This window comes from Pseudomonas sp. I8001 (assembly GCF_013385345.1).
Classification (GTDB): Bacteria; Pseudomonadota; Gammaproteobacteria; order Pseudomonadales; family Pseudomonadaceae; genus Aquipseudomonas.
In genome coordinates, this window is the sequence record NZ_JACAQC010000007.1 from 110,914 (window position 1) to 129,287 (window position 18,374).

Sequence of the window (18,374 nt, forward strand, 5' to 3'; positions counted from 1 at the left end):
GTCTGGCGGGCGCTTAAGGGGGATTTATGAAGGGAATGTGGAGACTGTGTGGAGATGCAGTTTTACCTGCACGCCGCCGGGCACGTTGCCGATCTGCAATGAGCCGCCGTGCAGCTTCATCACCTCTTCGACAAAATTCAGCCCAAGGCCGGTGCTCTTGCGCCCGCTGGCCGGGCGCGGCAGGGAATAGAAGCGCTCGCTCAGGCGCGGCAACGCGTACTCGGGAATGGCTTCGGCCTGGTTGAACAGGGTGAATTCGATCCCGTCATCCAAGGCCTTGGCGCTGAACCGCAATGTGCCACCGGGCGGTGTGAAATCCAGTGCGTTTTCCAGCAGGTTACCCAGTGCCTGGCGCAGCAGGAACGGCTCGCCGTACACCTGCAGATCCGCGTCAATCGCCTGCTCGACCTGCAACCCGGCGCCTTCAATGCGCGCACATTGAGCCCTGAGCACTTCGTCCACCAGCGCCGCCAACGACAGGCTGGCCTGGTCCTCAAGGCCCTGGCGCTGCTCCACCTGCGCCAGGTTCAGCAGGCGCTCGATCAACTGCTGCAAGCGCGCACTTTCGCTGTCGATATTGCTCACGAAACGCTGCTGCTGGTCACGGGACATGTCACCCTGCAACAGTTCCGCCGCACCACGAATCGCCGCCAGCGGGCTTTTCAATTCGTGGGTCAGGGTGTGCACATAACGTTCCACGTACGCCTTGCCTTCCAGCTGGGTGCGCATGTGTTCCACGGCGGTGGACAACTGCTCCAGTTCACCACCGCGATAGTGCGGCAACTCGGCACGCCGGCCTTCACTCACCGCCTGGGCGTACGCCGTCAGCCGGCGCAGTGCGACACTCAACCACCACGACAACAGTGCACCAAACAGCAAGCCCAGGGCGACCAGCCCGGCGCCGTACCACAGCAACCGGTCTTCGGTGCGGTCCACATAGGGTTGCAGTGAACTGTTGGGCTTGGCCACAGTGACCACGCCGATGATCTGCCCGCTATCGCGGATCGGCGCGCCAACGTGCATCACCGATGAGGCAGGGTCGTCCAGTTCGCTGCGGGTCGAGCGCGCACCGTATTCGCCGCGCAGGGTCAGGTACACGTCATTCCACTTCGAGTAATCCTCGCCTACGGCCTCGCCGCTGGAGTCCAGCAGCACAATGCCCTTGGCGTCGGTGACGTAGATGCGGTGGTTGACCTGGTTTTTCGGCAGGCCCCAGATATTCGCGCCGGGCTGACGCTCACCGTAGGCCTTGAGCAGTTCGGGCCAGTGGCTCTGGCCGAGGGTGCCGTTCTTCACATCGTCGCGCAGGATTTCCGCCAGCAGGTTGGCGGTGTCCACCAGGGTTTCCTCGGTGGACTGGCGCACGCCGGGGCGGATTTCCTTCATCACGGTGCTGAGTACGAAGTAGCCTGTCAGGCCGATAAACAATGCGTACACCAGGAAGAACCGAATCCCCAGGCGCATCAGCTGTTGCCCGGGCTGTAGCTGTAGCCAAGGCCACGGTGGGTCTGGATGGGCTCCGCCTCGGGCGCCACCGCGCGCAATTTGCTGCGCACGCTTTTGATGTGGCTGTCGATATTGCGCTCGTAGCCTGCGTCCGCCGCCACGCCCACCGCATCCAGCAGTTGCTCGCGGCTGAACACGCGCTCGGGTTGCTCCAACAGGCTGTGCAGCAGACGGAATTCATGGCGAGTGAGGCTCAGGGGCTGGCCGCGATAACTGATCTGCATGCGCTCCAGGTCCACCTGGAACACCGCCGGAGCAGCACCGGGGCCCACGCGCTTGAGAATGGCCCGTACCCGCGCTGCCACTTCCCGCGGGCTGAACGGCTTGACTACATAGTCGTCAGCGCCGATCTCAAGACCCACCACGCGGTCGATCTCACCGTCCCGGGCGCTGAGGAACATCACCGGTACTTCGCTGAAACGCCGCAGTTGCTTGCAGGTTTCAAAGCCGGTGATATCCGGCAGGCCGATGTCGAGGATGACCAGGTCCGCCGGGGTTTGCCGCTGATGGGCCAGCGCCGCCTGGCCGAGGCTCAACCAGGTGGTGGTGAAGCCCTCGCCTTGCAGGGCGAAAATCAGCGTGTCGGCGATAGCCGCTTCGTCTTCGACAATCAGGATATGCGCCATGGTGTTCCGTCAGCAGTCCGGTTTGTCCGCAGTGTAACGGCGGGCCGGGTTTACCGCAGCGCCGAATTCACGCAGGGCCTTGGCGCCGATCAGCAGCGGGTAGTTGAAGCTGCTGCGGTCGGTGAGGTTGACCTCGACGGTGCGCTTGACGTTGCCCAGGCACATTTCCAGGTCGATCACCGGGCGCTTGGCCACGGTGGCTTCGTCCTTGTCGTCATCTTCGTCGGCGCGGCTCTTGATTTTGCTGATGCGCGACACCTTGTGCTCGTACACCTTGTTGGTGGCGTCCTTGCCGCCGAGGCGGAAGCGTACCCAGTCGTCGCCATCACGGGTGAACGTCTCGATGTCCCGGGCCGACAGCGAGGCGGTCAGCGCGCCGGTGTCCATCTTGGCCTTGAAGGTCTCACCGATTTCCGGCAGTTGGATGTATTCGTAGCGACCGTAAAGGGTCGGCTCGGCGGCCATGACAGGCAAGGCCACCAGCGTTAGCAGGGCAAGGATGGATTTCACGTAGGAGGTTTCCTTGAAATAAGTGGGCCAATTCTAGACTGCAAATTCGCTGCTTAGTTAGATCACAGAGCATACCCAGCCCGCTGTGAAACATTCGTAAGCTTATTTGCGATTTGGTCTCCAGGCCCAAGCTGCTTATCATGGCGGGCCAAAAATGATTCCAAGAGTTACTTATGCGCCGCCTGCTCACCGGCTGTTTCGTCACATTGCTGCTGTTGCTCAACACCCTGGTGCTGTTCGGGCCGCTGATGGTGTTTGCCCTGCTCAAGCTGGTGGCCCCCGGTCGCTTTCGTGACTATGCGTCCTGGGCCGTCATGTGGATCGCCGAAACCTGGGCCGAGATCGACAAGCTGATCTTCGCCCTGTGCATCCCTACCCAATGGGACATTCGCGGCGGCGGCGACCTGCGGGGTGACACTTCTTACCTGGTGATCAGCAACCATCAATCCTGGGTCGACATCCCCGCACTGATCCAGGCCCTCAACCGGCGCACGCCGTTCTTCAAGTTCTTCCTGAAAAAGGAACTGATCTGGGTACCCTTCCTGGGCCTGGCCTGGTGGGCACTCGATTACCCGTTCATGAAGCGCTACAGCAAGGCATTCCTGGCCAAACACCCGGAACTGGCAGGCCAGGACCTGAAAATCACCAAAGAGGCCTGCGAGTTGTTCAAGCGCCAGCCGGTCACCGTGGTGAACTACCTGGAAGGCACGCGGTTCACCCCGGCCAAGCGCAAACAGCAGGCTTCACCCTTCGAGCGCCTGCTCAAGCCCAAGGCGGGTGGCGTGGCGTTCGTGCTCGCGGCGTTGGGTGAACAGCTGGATGCGGTGCTCGACGTCACCGTGGTTTATCCACAGGAAAACATTCCCGGCTTCTGGGACTTGATCAGTGGCGCAGTGCCGAAGGTGATCGTGGATATCCGTACCCGAGAGCTGGATCCGGCGTTGTGGCAGGGGGATTACGAGAACGATCCGGCGTTTCGCCAGACCGTCCAGAACTGGGTCAACCAGCTCTGGATGGAGAAGGATGCGCGCATCGCCCAACTGCGCGCGGAGCGGCCTTAGCCGCCAGTGCCCCAGGCCGAAGCCAGTTTGCCCAGCACCGATTCGCTGGCGCCCTGGCCGCCCAGGTATTTCAGGATAACCGGCGCAAACTGGCCAACCATCCCACTGTCCATGCCCAGCGCGCTGAACGCGGTGTTCAGGTCGTTGGTGTTCTTCACGTTACCCAACACGCCGTCCAGGCCCGAGGTCTTGCTGCCGCCGCTCTGGCCGAGCATGCCGCTCAGGGCGCCGAGGCTGCCCAGGGAGTTGCTGCCGGAGAGCTTGTCCAGGCCCGGTACGCTTTTGGTCAGTTGCGAGTAATCACCGCCGCCCAATTTATTCTTGGCCAGGCCCAGCATTGCGCCGGTACCACCAACGGCCTGCTCAGGGGTCACGTTCAATTGCGAGGTCAGTGCCTGCAGCAGACCAGCGGTCTGTGAAGTGGGTGCAGCCGCTGCTGCCTTGTCGCCACCTTGTGCACCGGACACGGCATTGGCCACGTCGCCGAGGCTGAAACCTGCCGCAAATACCGGGCTGGCCGCCACGGTCAACAGGCAGGACAGGGCAAAACCGCGTGAAATCTTCATCAAGACAACCTCTGAAAGTAAGCGCAAAAAGCAGGAGTTTGACTGGGTACGCCGAAGGATTGTTCCCTCCCTGCAGATTAGTTCAGAAAACCACTGCATCCGATGCGCCTTGCGCTGCGTATATCCACCACGAGCCGCACGGAGGTAGATGGAATGAATGCCCAAGCTGGACTAACCTCAGCCTGCCCTCTTTACCGTGCGCCGTCCCATCGCTCTGTTGCAAGCGCCTGGAGAAGCCCTATTTCGACCCACGATGCAGATCAGCTACGGCAATTGCTGGCCCAGTGTTCACTGGGTAATCGCCAGGCGTTCGAAACGCTCTATCGCAGCGTTTCCCCGCGTTTGCATGGTGTTGCCTTGCGTTTCATGGGTCGCAAGGATCTGGCCGAGGAGGTGTTGCAGGAAAGCTTCGTGCGCATCTGGTACAACGCCTCACGCTATGAGGCCCATCTGTCGGCGCCCATGACCTGGATGGTCAATATCACCCGCAACCTGGCGATCGACCAGTTGCGCAAACACCGCGAACAACCCTTGAACGAAGGCCAGGAGGACGCCACGGCCGACGAAAGCCCCAGCGCCCATGAACAGCTCGACAGCGAGCGTGAAGCCCTCGCCCTGAACCGCTGCCTCGACAGCCTCGAAGGCATGCAGCGTCAATCGATCACCGTGGCTTACTTCCAGGGCTTGTCGTGCTCGGAATTGGCCGAACATCTGGCCGCGCCCCTGGGCTCGGTCAAATCCTGGATTCGCCGCGGCATGGAGCGCTTGCGCAGGTGCCTTGAATCATGAACTACCAGACCACCGCCCTGCGCCGCGCCCTGGCGGCTGACTACGCCATCGGGCTGATGCCTGCCACCGCCCGCCGGCGCTTTGAAGCGCTGCTGCGGGATGACGCGGCGCTGCGCGTCGAACTCGGGCACTGGCAGGATGCCCTCGCCAGCCTCACCGGGCCGCTGCCTGAACGGCCGGTGCCGGACCACGTATGGGAAGGGATCAAGGCGCGCATTGAGCCGCAAGTGCTGCATATGCCGGCGAAGAAACCGTTCTGGATGAACCTGCGCTTGCTGGTAGCGGCGTGCGGGGTGGTGATCGCGGTATTGGTGGGTGTGTTGTACCAGCGCGACCTTGGGGTGGAGTACAACGCCACGCTGGTGGCGGCTGATCAGCAGCCGGCGCTGAAGATCCAGGCCTACGCGGATCACCTGCAAGTGGAACCGCTGACCCTGGCCGCCGTGGAGCCGGCCCGCGCGTTGGAACTGTGGGCAATCCCGGCAGGCGGCAAACCCATCTCCCTGGGGTTGTTGCCGGTGTCGGGTAACGGCCGAATCCAGTTGAGCAAAGAACACCAGGCGCTGCTGACGGCGCCGCTGACCCTGGCAGTGAGCCTTGAGCCTCAGGGGGGCTCGCCGACCGGACAACCCACCGGGCCGGTGCTGTATCAGGGCCAATTGGCATCACTCTGATCCGAGGCTCAATACGACGGATGAGGAACCGATCGCCGTTAACCGGGTCCATGAAAGACTACAAAACATGTCAGGAAGAGCCTAATGACTGCGATCAACCCCCAAGTGATTGAGCACAAGCCTTCATTCTGGAACCGCCCACGCCTGTTCGTCGGCGCCTGTTTGGTGATAGTGGCAGGCGTCGGCGGCGCCCTCTACACCCAGGACAGCGTCAAGGCTGCCGCATTGCTGGTGAACACCACCCAGCAACCGGCCACGCAGATCGTGGCCCACAAGGATTACCTCGAAGTGCAGCCGATTGCCGCCACCGCACCGGCTCCGGACCAAAGCCTGGAGCTTTGGGCGGTTCCGGCTGACGGCACGCCAGTGTCACTGGGCCTGTTGCCGGAAGACGGCAAAGGCATTATCGGCATCAACCCTCGCCAGCAGGAGTCAATCAGTAAACCGGTGACACTGATGGTCAGTTCGGAAACCAAGGGCGGCTCGGTGAGCAAGCAGCCGACGGGGCCAACGGTGTATCAGGGAGCGTTGGCGATTCGCTGATTCTCCCACCCAACCGCAGATGCAAAAAAGGCGACCCTGAGGTCGCCTTTTTATTTGCCCGCGATTTAAGCCGCGCTGAACAACTTGTGCGGATCAATCACAAACTTCTTCGGCACGCCCGCATCGAACTCGCCGTACCCGCGTGGCGCGTCATCCAGGCTGATGACTTCCACACCGACGATGTCGGCAATGTTGATACGGTCCCACATGATTGCCTGCATCAACTGGCGGTTGTACTTCATCACTGGGGTTTGCCCGGTGTGGAAGCTGTGGGACTTGGCCCAGCCCAGGCCGAAACGAATGCTCAGGCTGCCCATTTTTGCAGCGGCATCCACGGCACCCGGGTCTTCTGTCACGTACAGGCCCGGAATACCGATTTTGCCAGCCACCCGCACCACGCCCATCAACGAGTTGAGCACGGTGGCCGGAGCCTCTGCCTTGGCCCCTTCATGACCATGGCCACGCGCTTCGAAACCCACGGCATCGACGGCGCAATCCACTTCCGGCTCGCCCAGCAACGCAGCGATCTGTTCGTGCAGCGGGGTATCTTTCGACAGGTCGGCAATTTCAAAACCCTGGGCCTTGGCGTGGGCCAGGCGGATCGGGTTGACGTCACCGATGATCACCACCGCAGCGCCCAGCAGGCGAGCGGAAGCGGCAGCCGCCAGGCCCACCGGACCGGCACCGGCGATGTAGACCGTGCTGCCCGGGCCAACGCCTGCGGTGACTGCGCCGTGGTAGCCAGTGGGCAGGATGTCGGAGAGGCAGGTCAGGTCGCGGATTTTCTCCATGGCCTTGTCGCGGTCCGGCAGTTTCAGCAGGTTGAAGTCGGCGTAAGGCACCAGCACGTATTCGGCCTGGCCGCCGGTCCAGTCGCCCATGTCCACATAGCCGTAGGCGCCACCGGCGCGGGCCGGGTTGACGGTCAGGCACACGCCCGTGTGTTGCTCTTTGCAGGAACGGCAACGGCCACACGCGACGTTGAACGGCACGGACACCAGGTCGCCGATTTTCAGGTTCTCGACGTCGCTGCCCTTCTCGATCACTTCGCCGGTGATTTCGTGGCCCAGGACCAGGCCGGTCTGGGCAGTGGTGCGGCCGCGCACCATGTGTTGGTCGGAGCCGCAGATGTTGGTGGAGACCACGCGCAGGATGACGCCGTGCTCAATCTTCCTGCCACGGGGGTCCTGCATTTTGGGATAGTCGATTTTCTGTACTTCGACCTTGCCGTTGCCGAGATACACGACACCACGATTACCAGACATGCTTTCACCTCGCTGTTGTTTTTATGGAACCGCGTTGCCCAGGCAGGCAGCGCGTTTAAGTGCTCGGGTACAGATGCTGTTTTGCGTTGTTAGTGATGGCCTCTTCGCGAGCAAGCCCGCTCCCACAGTTGACCGAGTCCTACCTTTGAAATGCGGTCGAATGTGGGAGCGGGCTTGCTCGCGAAGGCGTCCATCAGAGCACCACTGTCCGATTGGCGTTCAAGAACACCCGCCGCTCAATGTGATACCCCACGGCCCGGGCCAGGGTCAGGCCTTCGATGTCCCGTCCCTTGGCTATCAAATCTTCCGGATAGTGACTGTGGTCCACCACCTCCACGCCCTGGGCGATGATCGGGCCTTCGTCCAAATCGTTATTGATGTAATGCGCAGTGGCGCCCACCAGTTTCACTCCCTTGTTGTAAGCCTGGTGATACGGCTTGGCGCCCTTGAAACCGGGCAGCAGGGAGTGGTGGATGTTGATGGCTTTACCGTCAAGCTTGCGGCACAGCTCCGGCGACAGCACTTGCATGTAGCGCGCAAGGATCACCAGTTCAGCGCCGGATTCCTCGATCACCTGCCACACCTGGCGCTCTTGCGACGGCTTGTCGTTGGGGTCCAGGGGAAAGTGGTAATAGGGAATCTGGTGCCAGTCGGCCAGGGGCTTGAGGTCGGGGTGGTTGGAGACCACGGCGACCACGTCCATGGACAGTTGGCCGATGCGCTGGCGGTAGAGCAAATCGTTGAGGCAGTGATCGGCCTTGGAGACCATGATCACCACTTTCGGCCGGTAGTTCGGCGCGGTCAGTTCGAAGATCATGCCGAACGCTTCACCGCGAGTGGCCAGGCCGTCGCGGAAGGCTTGTTCGTCGAAACCATCGGGCTGGCGGAACTCCACGCGGATGAAGAACCGGCCCGAGAGCCGGTCATCGAAGGAGTGGTGCTCAGTGACGTAGCAGCCCTGCTCGAACAGGTAGCGAGTGACCGCGTCCACCGTGCCGAGCACGCTGGGGCAGTCGGCGGTCAAAATCCATGTATCGGGTACGCGGCTCATTATTCGTGACTCCTTGATCGTTCCCACGCTCTGCGTGGGAACGCCGCAATGGACGCTCTGCGTCCGCTCTTGGGACGCGGAGCGTCCCGGGATGCATTCCCACGCGGAGCGTGGGAACGATCAGGCCTGGACGCTTAAACCATACTCAGCCGCCGCATCCTGCAACCACAGCCACCAGTAATCCGAGAAGCTGCGACGAATCACCAGCTCCCAGGTGTCTTCAGCAGTATGGCGAATCACCAATTGCGACTTGGCAAACACCGTGCCCACCGCCTTGCCCACCGGGAAGCTGTTGGGGTGCACGTCGTAGCTGGTGGATTTCATCAGCACATCGCGCACGTTGGGGCCGCTGAGTTCGAGAATCTGCTGGCCGCCGCTGACGTTGACGACCTGGATATGCAAATCACCCAGCGCCTCACGCAAGCTTTTCTCGGCGGCGAATTCCTCACCGCCTGGCACTACCAGCAACCACTCATCCGGACCGAGCCATTGCAGGCTGGTCTCACCCTTGACGATGACTTGCAGGGCACCGGGCAATTCGATACCCAAGGCTTTGTGCACACCGGCGGCGAAGGCTGCGTCATGGCCATCGCCACGAATGGTCAGGTGGCCGAGGAGTTTCTTTTCACGCACGGTCACGCCGGCGTTCTTGCGACCCTTGCCTACCAGGCTGGCGAGGTCGGCATGGTGCAGCGACGACTCGGCCTTGGCTCCGGAGGTGGGGCGTTGTTGGTAAACATTGGCTGCTGTCATAAAGCACCTGTGTTGAATTTGATCGTTCCCACGCTCTGCGTGGGAATGCCGCCATGGACGCTCTGCGTCCGCTCTTGGGGCGCAGAGCGCCCCGGGATGCATTCCCACGCGGAGCGTGGGAACGATCAGGTGTCAGATGTTCTGACGATCGCCTTTAGGATCAAAGAACACCGAAGAAACAATCTCCGCCTCGATCACGCTGCCATCCGCCAGCGGTGCAAACACCCGCTCGCCGATGCGCTTCAAGCCGCCCTTCACCACGCCCATGGCAAACGAATAACCGAGGGAGTTGTGGGCATAACTGGAGGTGACGTGGCCGACCATCTTCATCGGGATCGTCTGCTTGGCGTCGAACACCAACTGCGCGCCTTCCGGCAGCCACACGTTCGGGTCGATCGGCTTGAGTCCGACAAGCTGCTTGCGGTCTTCACGCACGCAATCCTCGCGATTCATCCCGCGCCAGCCGAGCCACGAGAACGGTTTGGTGCGGCCTACACACCAGCCCATGTTCAGATCGTCCGGGGTCATCGAGCCGTCGGTATCCTGGCCAACGATGATGAAACCCTTCTCGGCGCGCAGCACGTGCATGGTCTCGGTGCCGTACGGGGTCAGGTTGTACTTTTTGCCGGCCTCGACGATTTTCTCGAGCACGCCCATGGCGTAGTCGGCCTGCACGTTGACTTCGTACGACAGCTCACCGGTAAACGAAATCCGGAACACCCGCGCCGGCACGCCGCCAACCAGGCCTTCTTTCCAGGTCATGAACGGGAAGCCGTCCTTGTCCAGGTCGATGTCGGTGACTTCGCTCAGCAGTTTGCGGCTGTTGGGGCCGGACAAGGTCATGGTTGCCCAGTGGTCGGTGACCGAGGTGAAGTACACCTTGAGGTCCGGCCATTCGGTCTGCTGGTAGATTTCCAGCCACTGGAGTACGCGTGCTGCGCCGCCGGTGGTGGTGGTCATCAGGAAGTGATTGTCGGCGAGGCAGGCAGTCACGCCGTCGTCGAAGACCATGCCGTCTTCCTTGCACATCAGGCCGTAGCGGGCCTTGCCCACGTCGAGCTTGGTCCAGGCGTTGCTGTAGATGCGATTGAGGAACTCGCGGGCATCCGGGCCCTGGATGTCGATCTTGCCGAGGGTGGACGCGTCCAGCAGGCCGACGCTGTCACGCACGGCCAGGCATTCGCGCTTCACTGCGGCGTGCAGGTCTTCACCGTTGCGCGGGAAATACCACGGGCGCTTCCACTGGCCGACGTCTTCAAACTCGGCGCCGTTTTTCACGTGCCAGGCTTGCAGCGCGGTGTAGCGCACCGGCTCGAAGATGTGCCCACAGTGCCGGCCTGCTACCGCGCCGAACGTCACCGGCGTGTAGTTGGGGCGGAACATGGTGGTGCCCATCTGCGGGATGGTCACGTTCAGCGAACGGGCCGCGATGGCCAGGCCGTTGACGTTGCCGAGCTTGCCCTGATCAGTGCCGAAGCCCAGTGCGGTGTAGCGTTTGACGTGCTCCACCGACTCGAAACCTTCACGGGTGGCGAGTTCGATGGCGGCCGCGGTGACGTCGTTCTGCAGGTCGACAAATTGCTTCGGCGCCCGTGCGGTAGCTTTCTCGTGAGGTACCTGGAACAGCGCCAGGGTCGGTTCTTCCAGACGGCTCAAGGCTTTGGGCAGCGTACCTTCCACCGGCGCAAACCCGGCTTCGCTGGCAGCGCGCACGCCACCTTCAAAACCGTCGGCCAGGGAATCGCCGAGGCCGTAGACGCCATTGATGCCACCGACGCACACGCGTTTCTGCGGTGCTTCGCCCGGTACAAAACCGAGGATGTCTTCACGCCAGGTCGGCTTGCCGCCCAGGTGCGAGGCCAGGTGAACCACCGGGCTGTAGCCGCCGGAGCTGGCGACCAGGTCGCAGTCCAGCCATTCGCCGGGGCTGGTGACTTTATGGGCCTTCACATCAATGGCCGCAACGCGGGCGCCAGTGACGTGCTTGCTGCCACGGGCTTCGATCACGGCGCTGCCGGTGAGGATGCGAATGCCTTTGGCGCGAGCTTCTTCAACCAGTGCGCCGCGTGGGTTATGACGTGCATCCGCCACAGCTACTACGGAAAGACCGGCGTCAAACCAGTCCAGCGCCACGCGGTAGGCGTGATCGTTGTTGGTGGACAGCACCAGCTTCTTGCCCGGTGCCACGCCGTAGCGACGCACGTAAGTGGAGACCGCTCCCGCCAGCATGTTGCCCGGTACGTCGTTGTTGCCGTACACCAGCGGACGCTCGCACGCACCAGTGGCCAACACCACGCGCTTGGCGCGAACCCGGTGGATACGCTGACGCACCTGGCCGATCGGCGCACGGTCACCGAGGTGGTCGGTGAGGCGCTCGTGAATGGTCAGGAAGTTATGGTCGTGGTAACCGTTGACGGTGGCGCGAGGCAGCAGCACCACGTCCGGCAGGGCCTTGAGTTCAGCAATCACACTGGCAACCCATTCAGCCGCCGGCTTGCCATCGAGGCTTTCGCGGGAGTCCAGCAGGGAGCCGCCGAATTCTTCCTGCTCGTCCGCGATGATCACCCGGGCGCCACTGCGGGCGGCGGCCAACGCAGCCGCCAGGCCGGCAGGGCCCGCGCCCACAATCAGCACGTCGCAATGATGGTTCATGTAGTCGTAGGTGTCCGGATCGTTCTCGGTCGGCGAGCGGCCAAGACCGGCTGCCTTACGAATGTACTTCTCGTAAGTCATCCAGAACGATTGCGGGTACATGAAGGTTTTGTAGTAGAAACCCGGCGGCATCAGCTTGCCGCCGACCTTGCCGAGAATGCCCATCATGTCGTTGTTCACGCTCGGCCAGCCGTTGGTGCTGGTGGCGACCAAACCCTGGTACAGCGCCTGTTGCGTGGCGCGCACGTTGGGGATTTGCGTGGCTTCGGTGGCGCCGATCTGCAGCACCGCGTTCGGCTCTTCGGCACCGGCGGCGAAGATGCCGCGCGGGCGGGAATACTTGAAGCTGCGACCGATGATGTCGACGCCGTTGGCCAGCAGCGCAGCGGCCAATGTGTCGCCTTCAAAGCCTTTGTAGCTCTGGCCGTTGAAGGTGAAGCTCAGGGCTTTGTTGCGGTCGATCCGGCCACCGTTGGACAGGCGATTGATCTGGCTCATACCTTCTCTCCAGAAGCCTTGGCGGTGAATTGCGGCTTGGTGCCTATCTTGTAGGTTTCAAGAATTTCGTAGGTCACGGTGTCGCGGGTCGCGTTGAAATACTGGCGGCAACCGGCAGCGTGAATCCACAGTTCGTGGTGCAGGCCGCGCGGGTTGTCGCGGAAGAACATGTAGTCGCCCCACTCCTCGTCGGTGCAGGTGTTCGGGTCCAGTGGGCGCGGGATGTGCGCTTGGCCGGAGGCGTGGAATTCCTCTTCGGAGCGCAGTTCGCCACAGTGAGGACAGAAGATATGCAACATAGGGAATTTCTCCTGTTAGTGGGCGACGGCCGCGGCGCCGTGTTCGTCGATCAGCGCACCGTTGTGGAAACGGTCGATGGAGAAAGGAGCGGCCAACGGGTGCATTTCACCCTTGGCGAGGCTGGCGGCAAATACGTTGCCTGAGCCTGGAGTCGCTTTAAAACCACCGGTGCCCCAACCGCAGTTGAAGAACATGTTCGGGACCGGGGTCTTGGAGATGATCGGGCAGGCATCCGGCGTGGTGTCGACGATGCCGCCCCACTGGCGGTTCATGCGCACGCGGGACAGCACCGGGAACATCTCGACGATGGCCTGGATGGTGTGCTCGATCACCGGGTACGAGCCGCGCTGGCCATAGCCGTTGTAGCCGTCGATACCGGCGCCGATCACCAGGTCGCCCTTGTCGGACTGGCTGATGTAACCGTGCACGGCGTTGGACATGATCACGCTGTCGATGATGGGTTTGATCGGCTCCGACACCAACGCTTGCAGCGGGTGGGATTCGATCGGCAGGCGGAAGCCCGCCAGGGATGCCATGTGGCCGGAGTTACCGGCGGTCACTACGCCGACGCGCTTGGCGCCGATGAAACCCTTGTTGGTTTCCACGCCGATGCACACGCCGTTTTCCTTGCGGAAACCGATGACTTCGGTCTGCTGGATCAGGTCCACGCCCAGTGCGTCAGCGGCGCGGGCAAAGCCCCAGGCCACGGCATCGTGACGGGCCACGCCGCCGCGCCGTTGCACAGTGGCGCCCATGACCGGGTAGCGAGTGTTCTTGGAGCAGTCGAGGTACGGGATCTCGTCGGCCACTTGTTTGGCGTTAAGCAGCTCGCCGTCCACGCCGTTGAGGCGGTTGGCGCTGACGCGACGCTCGGAGTCACGGATGTCCTGCAGGGTGTGGCACAGGTTGTAGACGCCACGCTGGGAGAACATCACGTTGTAGTTCAAATCCTGGGACAAACCTTCCCAGAGTTTCATCGCGTGTTCGTACAGGTGCGCCGACTCGTCCCACAGGTAGTTGGACCGCACGATGGTGGTGTTGCGCGCGGTGTTACCGCCGCCCAGCCAGCCTTTCTCGACCACCGCCACGTTGGTGATGCCGTGCTCCTTGGCCAGGTAGTAAGCCGTCGCCAGACCATGCCCGCCGCCGCCGACGATGACCACGTCGTAGACCTTTTTCGGGGTGGGCGTGCGCCACATCTTCTGCCAGTTTTCGTGGTGGCTGAGTGAGTGCTTGAAGAGGCCGAAGCCCGAGTAGCGTTGCATAGTCATTACTCCAAACCGCGCTCAGCGATAAACCGGGAAATCAGCGCACAGGACGGCCACATGCTTGGCGACGTTGGCCTCCACATCGGCGTCGCCGAGGTTGTCGAGGATGTCGCAGATCCAGCCGGCCAACTCCAGGCATTGGGTCACTTTGAAGCCGCGTGTGGTCACCGCCGGCGTGCCGATACGCAGGCCCGAGGTCACGAAGGGCGACTGCGGGTCGTTGGGCACGGCGTTCTTGTTGACGGTGATGTGAGCGCGACCGAGGGCGGCGTCCGCCTCTTTGCCGGTGAGGCCCTGACGGATCAGGCTGACCAGGAACAGGTGGTTATCGGTGCCGCCGGACACTACATCGTAGCCGCGTTTGATAAACACGCCGGCCATGGCCTGGGCGTTGTCGATCACTTGCTGTTGATAGGCCTTGAAACCTGGTTCCTGGGCTTCCTTGAAGCACACCGCCTTGCCGGCGATCACGTGCATCAGCGGGCCGCCCTGGGCGCCCGGGAATACCGCAGAGTTGAGTTTCTTTTCAATTTCTTCGTTGGACTTGGCCAGGATCAACCCGCCACGTGGACCGCGCAGGGTCTTGTGGGTGGTGGTGGTGACCACATCGGCGTAGGGCAGCGGGTTCGGGTACAGACCGGCGGCCACCAGGCCGGCGACGTGGGCCATGTCGACGAACAGCAGCGCACCGACCTTGTCGGCGATCTGGCGAAAGCGCGGGAAATCCAGGGTCTTGGAGTAGGCGGAAAAACCCGCCACGATCATCTTCGGCTTGTGCTCCACGGCCAGGCGCTCGACCTCGTCGTAGTCGATCAGCCCGGTGTTGGTGTCGATGCCGTATTGCACCGCGTTGTACAGCTTGCCCGAGGACGACACTTTGGCGCCGTGGGTCAGGTGGCCGCCGTGGGCCAGGCTCATGCCGAGGATGGTGTCGCCGGCGTTCAACAGCGCCAGGTACACCGCACTGTTGGCGGACGAACCGGAGTGCGGCTGCACGTTGGCATAGTCGGCGCCGAACAGCTGCTTGGCACGCTCGATGGCGAGCACTTCGACCTTGTCCACGTGCTCGCAGCCGCCGTAGTAACGCTTGCCCGGGTAACCTTCGGCGTACTTGTTGGTGAGGCCGCTGCCCTGGGCTTCCATGACACGCTTGCTGGTGTAGTTCTCTGACGCGATCAGCTCGATATGATCTTCCTGGCGCTGCTCCTCGGCATTCATGGCCGCCAGCAGTGCATCGTCATAACCCTGGATCTGGTCTTGCTTGCTGAACATCGCGTCTCTCCCAGCGGCGGCGGTGCGCCAATCGTATTGTTGGGGCCGCCGCACGACGGAGGGGCCCTTTGATGCGATGGTAGGGCTGGCGCAGAGAGGTCAAATGCCTATGGACGCCACGCAAAGGTGCGTTTACGACATGGCCCCCGGCATTTGTAGGAGCGAGCTTGCTCGCGAAAAACCTGAGGGCGCCGCGCGCATCCAGACAGCCCTCGTAATCGTTGACGTTTTTCGCGAGCAAGCTCGCTCCTACAAGGGGTTAGGCGATGATCTTTCGAAGGAGTAGCAGCAGCAGGAAATGCGCAGGATAAAGCGCATACGCCCAGCGCCGCATGGCCGGCGGCGACACCTGCCTGGCCTGTCGCAACAAGACCAATCCGGCCAGTGGCGCAATCAGGCATGTCGCCAATCCCAGCATCGCCACCAGCGTGCCGCTATTGAGCAGGATCTGCCATTGATTGGCAGCCAGGCACACCACACCCGGCAGCACGCTGAAGTACCACGGCCGGCGAAACACCAGCAGCATCGCCAACGGCAGCAGCACACCAAAAAACCCGAACATCAACTGAGCCGAAAACAACCCCGCCAAAACCAGCGCGATCAACGCCAATCCTCGATCAATAACCGTCTTCTGCTGCCATCCCCGGGCAACCAGCAAACCCAGCGCCAGGGTCGGCAGTACGTTCAGCGTGTCGGCGTCGTCGATGAACATCCGGTACGGCACCTCACTGATCACACTGAACAGCAGCAACCAGCCCAGATAGCGCCACTGCCCCGTCACCGGCGCGTCCTTGACCCGATGCAAATTCGCCGCGATCGCCAGGCAAAACCACGGGAACGCCAGGCGCCCCGGCACATACAGCCCGTCCAGGCTCAAACCGACATACCGCAGGTGGTCCAGCACCATACTCAGCAGCGCCAGCCACTTGAGCAGGTCCAGGGCGCCATCGCGGACGCGGCTTACAGGAACGCTTTCAGAACCGTGCATAATTCCCCAATGACTTTGCATTAACAGTGCGTGCGCCCGCCCGACAATCTTGGGTAAAGTGCGCACCAACATCGACCACAGGACTGGGCCATGACCGACAAGAGCCAACAATTCGCCAGCGACAACTATTCCGGCATCTGCCCGGAAGCCTGGGCCGCCATGGAACTCGCCAACCAGGGCCATCAACGCGCCTATGGCGATGATGAATGGACCCACCGCGCCGCCGACGGTTTCCGCAAACTGTTCGAAACCGACTGCGAAGTGTTCTTCGCCTTCAACGGTACCGCAGCCAACTCCCTGGCGCTGTCCTCCTTGTGCCAGAGCTACCATAGCGTGATCTGCTCGGAAACCGCCCACGTCGAAACCGACGAATGCGGCGCGCCGGAGTTTTTCTCCAACGGTTCCAAGTTGCTCACCGCCCGCACCGAAAACGGCAAGCTGACCCCGGAGTCGATCCGCGAGATCGCCCTCAAGCGCCAGGACATTCACTACCCGAAACCCCGCGTCGTGACCCTGACCCAGGCCACCGAAGTCGGCAGCGTCTACACCCCGGAAGAAATCCGCGCCATCAGCGTCACCTGCAAGGAACTGGGGTTGAACCTGCACATGGACGGCGCACGCTTCTCCAACGCCTGCGCATTCCTCGGCTGCTCGCCGGCCGACCTGACTTGGAAAGCCGGGGTCGACGTGCTGTGCTTTGGTGGCACCAAGAACGGCATGGCCGTGGGTGAAGCGATCCTGTTCTTCAACCACAAGCTGGCCGAAGACTTCGACTACCGCTGCAAACAAGCCGGGCAGCTTGCCTCAAAGATGCGCTTCCTCTCCGCCCCGTGGGTGGGCCTGCTGGAAAACGACGCCTGGCTCAAACACGCCCGCCACGCCAACCACTGTGCACAATTGCTCAGCAGCCTGGTGGCGGATATCCCGGGTGTGGAGTTGATGTTCCCGGTCCAGGCCAACGGCGTATTCCTGCAACTGTCGGAACCGGCAATTGCCGCGCTGACGGCCAAGGGCTGGCGCTTCTACACCTTCATCGGTAAAGGCGGCGCGCGGTTCATGTGCGCGTGGGATACCGAGGAAGAGCGTGTAAGAGAATTAGCCGCAGATATTCGGGAAGTAATGAGCGCCTGAAGTAGGCATCAGCCCCTCAGATAATGGCGAAAGGCCGAGACTGTTTTTTGATATTTCTGACAGCAACCAACTCAGCTTTCATTGACTAGCCTCTTGGAACCCGAAAGGAAAAGGCCGCCTTTCGGGACTAACCGCCAGCCGAATAATCGGCCGGAAACGGAAATCCAGCAGAGGGCAATACCATGGAAGCGCAACGCTACGGAAACAACTTGCTAGGCGAAGGCACTATCAGCACCACCGTCATCGACTGGGACGAATTCAGAAAATCCGCGAAAATCGGTGACACCATCAGCGAACCGACGAGGACATTGCGGATCACTGACAAGGTCTATGAACTGACAGCATCCGGCCAGCACTTCGTCGTGCATATCTATGCCCAATAACCTCTAACTGATCGTTCCCACGCTCTGCGTGGGAATGCCTCCCCGGACGCTCCGCGTCCAGGCCACACCACGGTTCAAGGACGAATTGATGGGCAGAAGCCGCTACACCATTACCGAACCTGAAAAACCACACTTCCTGACATGCACTGTCATGGAATGGACACCGCTATTTACCCGCGACTACCTTGTCGGCCACCTATTGAGTTGCTGGCGATATCAACAAACCCACGAACATTTCAATCTCTACGGCTACGTCGTTCTCGAAAACCATCTGCACTTCGTCGCTCAAGCACCTGACCTGGGTAAATGTGTCAGCCAGTTCAAATCCTTCACCGCTCGAACCATCATTGACGACCTGCAGAAACGAGGAGCGGAGCGAGTGTTGCAGCGTTTGCGTTTCAGCAAACGGGCGCATAAAACGGACCGGATTTATCAGCTATGGCAAGAGGGGTCACACGCCGAGTTGGTGTACAGCGAAGCGGTGATGCGCCAAAAGCTTGATTACATTCACCACAACCCTGTGAAGCGTGGTTATGTG

19 protein-coding genes and 1 pseudogene are annotated in these 18,374 nt (G+C 61.7%); 7 read left to right on the plus strand and 13 right to left on the minus strand.

Annotated features, from left to right (window positions below; all coding sequences use genetic code 11):
• Nucleotides 1–24 precede the first annotated feature (24 nt).
• The 3 genes from creC to HX839_RS05020 are packed head-to-tail and all read right to left on the minus strand — an operon-like array spanning nt 25 to nt 2,642.
• The gene (creC, locus tag HX839_RS05010) at nt 25–1,464 is read right to left on the minus strand and encodes a two-component system sensor histidine kinase CreC (RefSeq protein WP_008434344.1); all 1,440 of its coding nucleotides are present in this window, start codon (nt 1,462–1,464) and stop codon (nt 25–27) included.
• Entirely contained in the window at nt 1,464–2,132 is a 669-nt protein-coding gene (gene creB / locus HX839_RS05015) for a two-component system response regulator CreB (RefSeq protein ID WP_003209207.1), read from the minus strand. The genes creC and creB overlap by 1 nt, the downstream gene beginning before the upstream one ends.
• Before the next feature lie 9 nt (nt 2,133–2,141).
• The gene (locus HX839_RS05020) at nt 2,142–2,642 is read right to left on the minus strand and encodes an ATP-dependent zinc protease (protein WP_003209205.1); all 501 of its coding nucleotides are present in this window, start codon (nt 2,640–2,642) and stop codon (nt 2,142–2,144) included.
• A gap of 173 nt (nt 2,643–2,815) precedes the next feature.
• Between HX839_RS05020 and HX839_RS05025 the strand changes: the two genes are divergently transcribed.
• Nucleotides 2,816–3,703 carry an acyltransferase gene (locus tag HX839_RS05025; protein ID WP_003209204.1) on the plus strand — a complete coding sequence of 296 codons (888 nt, stop codon included), beginning with the start codon at nt 2,816–2,818 and terminating at the stop codon, nt 3,701–3,703.
• Here the strand turns inward: HX839_RS05025 and HX839_RS05030 are convergent.
• A complete protein-coding gene (locus HX839_RS05030) occupies nt 3,700–4,269 on the minus strand; it encodes a DUF2780 domain-containing protein (RefSeq protein ID WP_003209203.1) in 570 nt (189 codons plus the stop codon). The genes HX839_RS05025 and HX839_RS05030 overlap by 4 nt on opposite strands.
• 153 nt (nt 4,270–4,422) lie before the next feature.
• Between HX839_RS05030 and HX839_RS05035 the strand changes: the two genes are divergently transcribed.
• From HX839_RS05035 to HX839_RS05045, 3 genes are all read left to right on the plus strand, one after another.
• Nucleotides 4,423–5,058 (plus strand): sigma-70 family RNA polymerase sigma factor, encoded by a 636-nt coding sequence (locus tag HX839_RS05035; protein ID WP_032899276.1) that lies wholly within the window; start codon nt 4,423–4,425, stop codon nt 5,056–5,058.
• The gene (locus HX839_RS05040) at nt 5,055–5,732 is read left to right on the plus strand and encodes an anti-sigma factor domain-containing protein (RefSeq protein ID WP_087694755.1); all 678 of its coding nucleotides are present in this window, start codon (nt 5,055–5,057) and stop codon (nt 5,730–5,732) included. Before HX839_RS05035 ends, HX839_RS05040 begins: the two co-directional genes overlap by 4 nt.
• A gap of 84 nt (nt 5,733–5,816) precedes the next feature.
• Entirely contained in the window at nt 5,817–6,275 is a 459-nt protein-coding gene (locus tag HX839_RS05045) for an anti-sigma factor domain-containing protein (protein WP_003209196.1), read from the plus strand.
• 65 nt (nt 6,276–6,340) lie between these two features.
• Here the strand turns inward: HX839_RS05045 and fdhA are convergent, their stop codons facing one another.
• From fdhA to HX839_RS05085, 9 genes and pseudogenes are all read right to left on the minus strand, one after another.
• A complete protein-coding gene (gene fdhA / locus HX839_RS05050; RefSeq protein WP_003209194.1) occupies nt 6,341–7,540 on the minus strand; it encodes a formaldehyde dehydrogenase, glutathione-independent in 1,200 nt (399 codons plus the stop codon).
• Nucleotides 7,541–7,733: 193 nt separating this feature from the next.
• The gene (gene purU / locus HX839_RS05055) at nt 7,734–8,591 is read right to left on the minus strand and encodes a formyltetrahydrofolate deformylase (protein WP_003209192.1); all 858 of its coding nucleotides are present in this window, start codon (nt 8,589–8,591) and stop codon (nt 7,734–7,736) included.
• Between the two features lie 120 nt (nt 8,592–8,711).
• Entirely contained in the window at nt 8,712–9,344 is a 633-nt protein-coding gene (locus HX839_RS05060; protein WP_102604381.1) for a sarcosine oxidase subunit gamma, read from the minus strand.
• A 132-nt stretch (nt 9,345–9,476) separates the two neighbouring features.
• Nucleotides 9,477–12,494 (minus strand): sarcosine oxidase subunit alpha, encoded by a 3,018-nt coding sequence (locus HX839_RS05065; protein ID WP_177066814.1) that lies wholly within the window; start codon nt 12,492–12,494, stop codon nt 9,477–9,479.
• Nucleotides 12,491–12,793 (minus strand): sarcosine oxidase subunit delta, encoded by a 303-nt coding sequence (locus HX839_RS05070; protein ID WP_003209187.1) that lies wholly within the window; start codon nt 12,791–12,793, stop codon nt 12,491–12,493. The genes HX839_RS05065 and HX839_RS05070 overlap by 4 nt, the downstream gene beginning before the upstream one ends.
• A gap of 15 nt (nt 12,794–12,808) precedes the next feature.
• The gene (locus HX839_RS05075; protein ID WP_003209185.1) at nt 12,809–14,059 is read right to left on the minus strand and encodes a sarcosine oxidase subunit beta; all 1,251 of its coding nucleotides are present in this window, start codon (nt 14,057–14,059) and stop codon (nt 12,809–12,811) included.
• A gap of 21 nt (nt 14,060–14,080) precedes the next feature.
• Nucleotides 14,081–15,334 (minus strand): serine hydroxymethyltransferase, encoded by a 1,254-nt coding sequence (gene glyA, locus HX839_RS05080; RefSeq protein WP_177066815.1) that lies wholly within the window; start codon nt 15,332–15,334, stop codon nt 14,081–14,083.
• A 154-nt stretch (nt 15,335–15,488) separates the two neighbouring features.
• Nucleotides 15,489–15,575, minus strand: a pseudogene (locus HX839_RS31520) (outer membrane lipoprotein carrier protein LolA); the annotation flags it as partial.
• Nucleotides 15,576–15,593: 18 nt separating this feature from the next.
• A complete protein-coding gene (locus HX839_RS05085) occupies nt 15,594–16,322 on the minus strand; it encodes a TraX family protein (RefSeq protein WP_177066816.1) in 729 nt (242 codons plus the stop codon).
• Nucleotides 16,323–16,412: 90 nt separating this feature from the next.
• Between HX839_RS05085 and HX839_RS05090 the strand changes: the two genes are divergently transcribed.
• The 3 genes from HX839_RS05090 to HX839_RS05100 all read left to right on the plus strand — a co-directional run.
• Nucleotides 16,413–17,453, plus strand: coding sequence for a low specificity L-threonine aldolase (locus tag HX839_RS05090; RefSeq protein WP_010167499.1), 1,041 nt, complete (start codon nt 16,413–16,415; stop codon nt 17,451–17,453).
• Between the two features lie 182 nt (nt 17,454–17,635).
• Nucleotides 17,636–17,836, plus strand: coding sequence for a hypothetical protein (locus HX839_RS05095; RefSeq protein ID WP_003209176.1), 201 nt, complete (start codon nt 17,636–17,638; stop codon nt 17,834–17,836).
• An 88-nt stretch (nt 17,837–17,924) separates the two neighbouring features.
• Nucleotides 17,925–18,374 (plus strand): transposase (locus HX839_RS05100; protein ID WP_177066817.1); only part of this gene is annotated, 450 nt, incomplete at its 3' end.

Coding starts and splice junctions, on each gene's coding strand:
- creC (WP_008434344.1), bottom strand. CDS start 1,464: ATGCGCCTGGGGATTCGGTTCTTCCTGGTGTACGCATTGTTTATCGGC.
- creB (WP_003209207.1), bottom strand. CDS start 2,132: ATGGCGCATATCCTGATTGTCGAAGACGAAGCGGCTATCGCCGACACG.
- HX839_RS05025 (WP_003209204.1), top strand. CDS start 2,816: ATGCGCCGCCTGCTCACCGGCTGTTTCGTCACATTGCTGCTGTTGCTC.
- HX839_RS05030 (WP_003209203.1), bottom strand. CDS start 4,269: ATGAAGATTTCACGCGGTTTTGCCCTGTCCTGCCTGTTGACCGTGGCG.
- HX839_RS05035 (WP_032899276.1), top strand. CDS start 4,423: ATGAATGCCCAAGCTGGACTAACCTCAGCCTGCCCTCTTTACCGTGCG.
- HX839_RS05040 (WP_087694755.1), top strand. CDS start 5,055: ATGAACTACCAGACCACCGCCCTGCGCCGCGCCCTGGCGGCTGACTAC.
- HX839_RS05045 (WP_003209196.1), top strand. CDS start 5,817: ATGACTGCGATCAACCCCCAAGTGATTGAGCACAAGCCTTCATTCTGG.
- fdhA (WP_003209194.1), bottom strand. CDS start 7,540: ATGTCTGGTAATCGTGGTGTCGTGTATCTCGGCAACGGCAAGGTCGAA.
- purU (WP_003209192.1), bottom strand. CDS start 8,591: ATGAGCCGCGTACCCGATACATGGATTTTGACCGCCGACTGCCCCAGC.
- HX839_RS05060 (WP_102604381.1), bottom strand. CDS start 9,344: ATGACAGCAGCCAATGTTTACCAACAACGCCCCACCTCCGGAGCCAAG.
- HX839_RS05065 (WP_177066814.1), bottom strand. CDS start 12,494: ATGAGCCAGATCAATCGCCTGTCCAACGGTGGCCGGATCGACCGCAAC.
- HX839_RS05070 (WP_003209187.1), bottom strand. CDS start 12,793: ATGTTGCATATCTTCTGTCCTCACTGTGGCGAACTGCGCTCCGAAGAG.
- HX839_RS05075 (WP_003209185.1), bottom strand. CDS start 14,059: ATGCAACGCTACTCGGGCTTCGGCCTCTTCAAGCACTCACTCAGCCAC.
- glyA (WP_177066815.1), bottom strand. CDS start 15,334: ATGTTCAGCAAGCAAGACCAGATCCAGGGTTATGACGATGCACTGCTG.
- HX839_RS05085 (WP_177066816.1), bottom strand. CDS start 16,322: ATGCACGGTTCTGAAAGCGTTCCTGTAAGCCGCGTCCGCGATGGCGCC.
- HX839_RS05090 (WP_010167499.1), top strand. CDS start 16,413: ATGACCGACAAGAGCCAACAATTCGCCAGCGACAACTATTCCGGCATC.
- HX839_RS05095 (WP_003209176.1), top strand. CDS start 17,636: ATGGAAGCGCAACGCTACGGAAACAACTTGCTAGGCGAAGGCACTATC.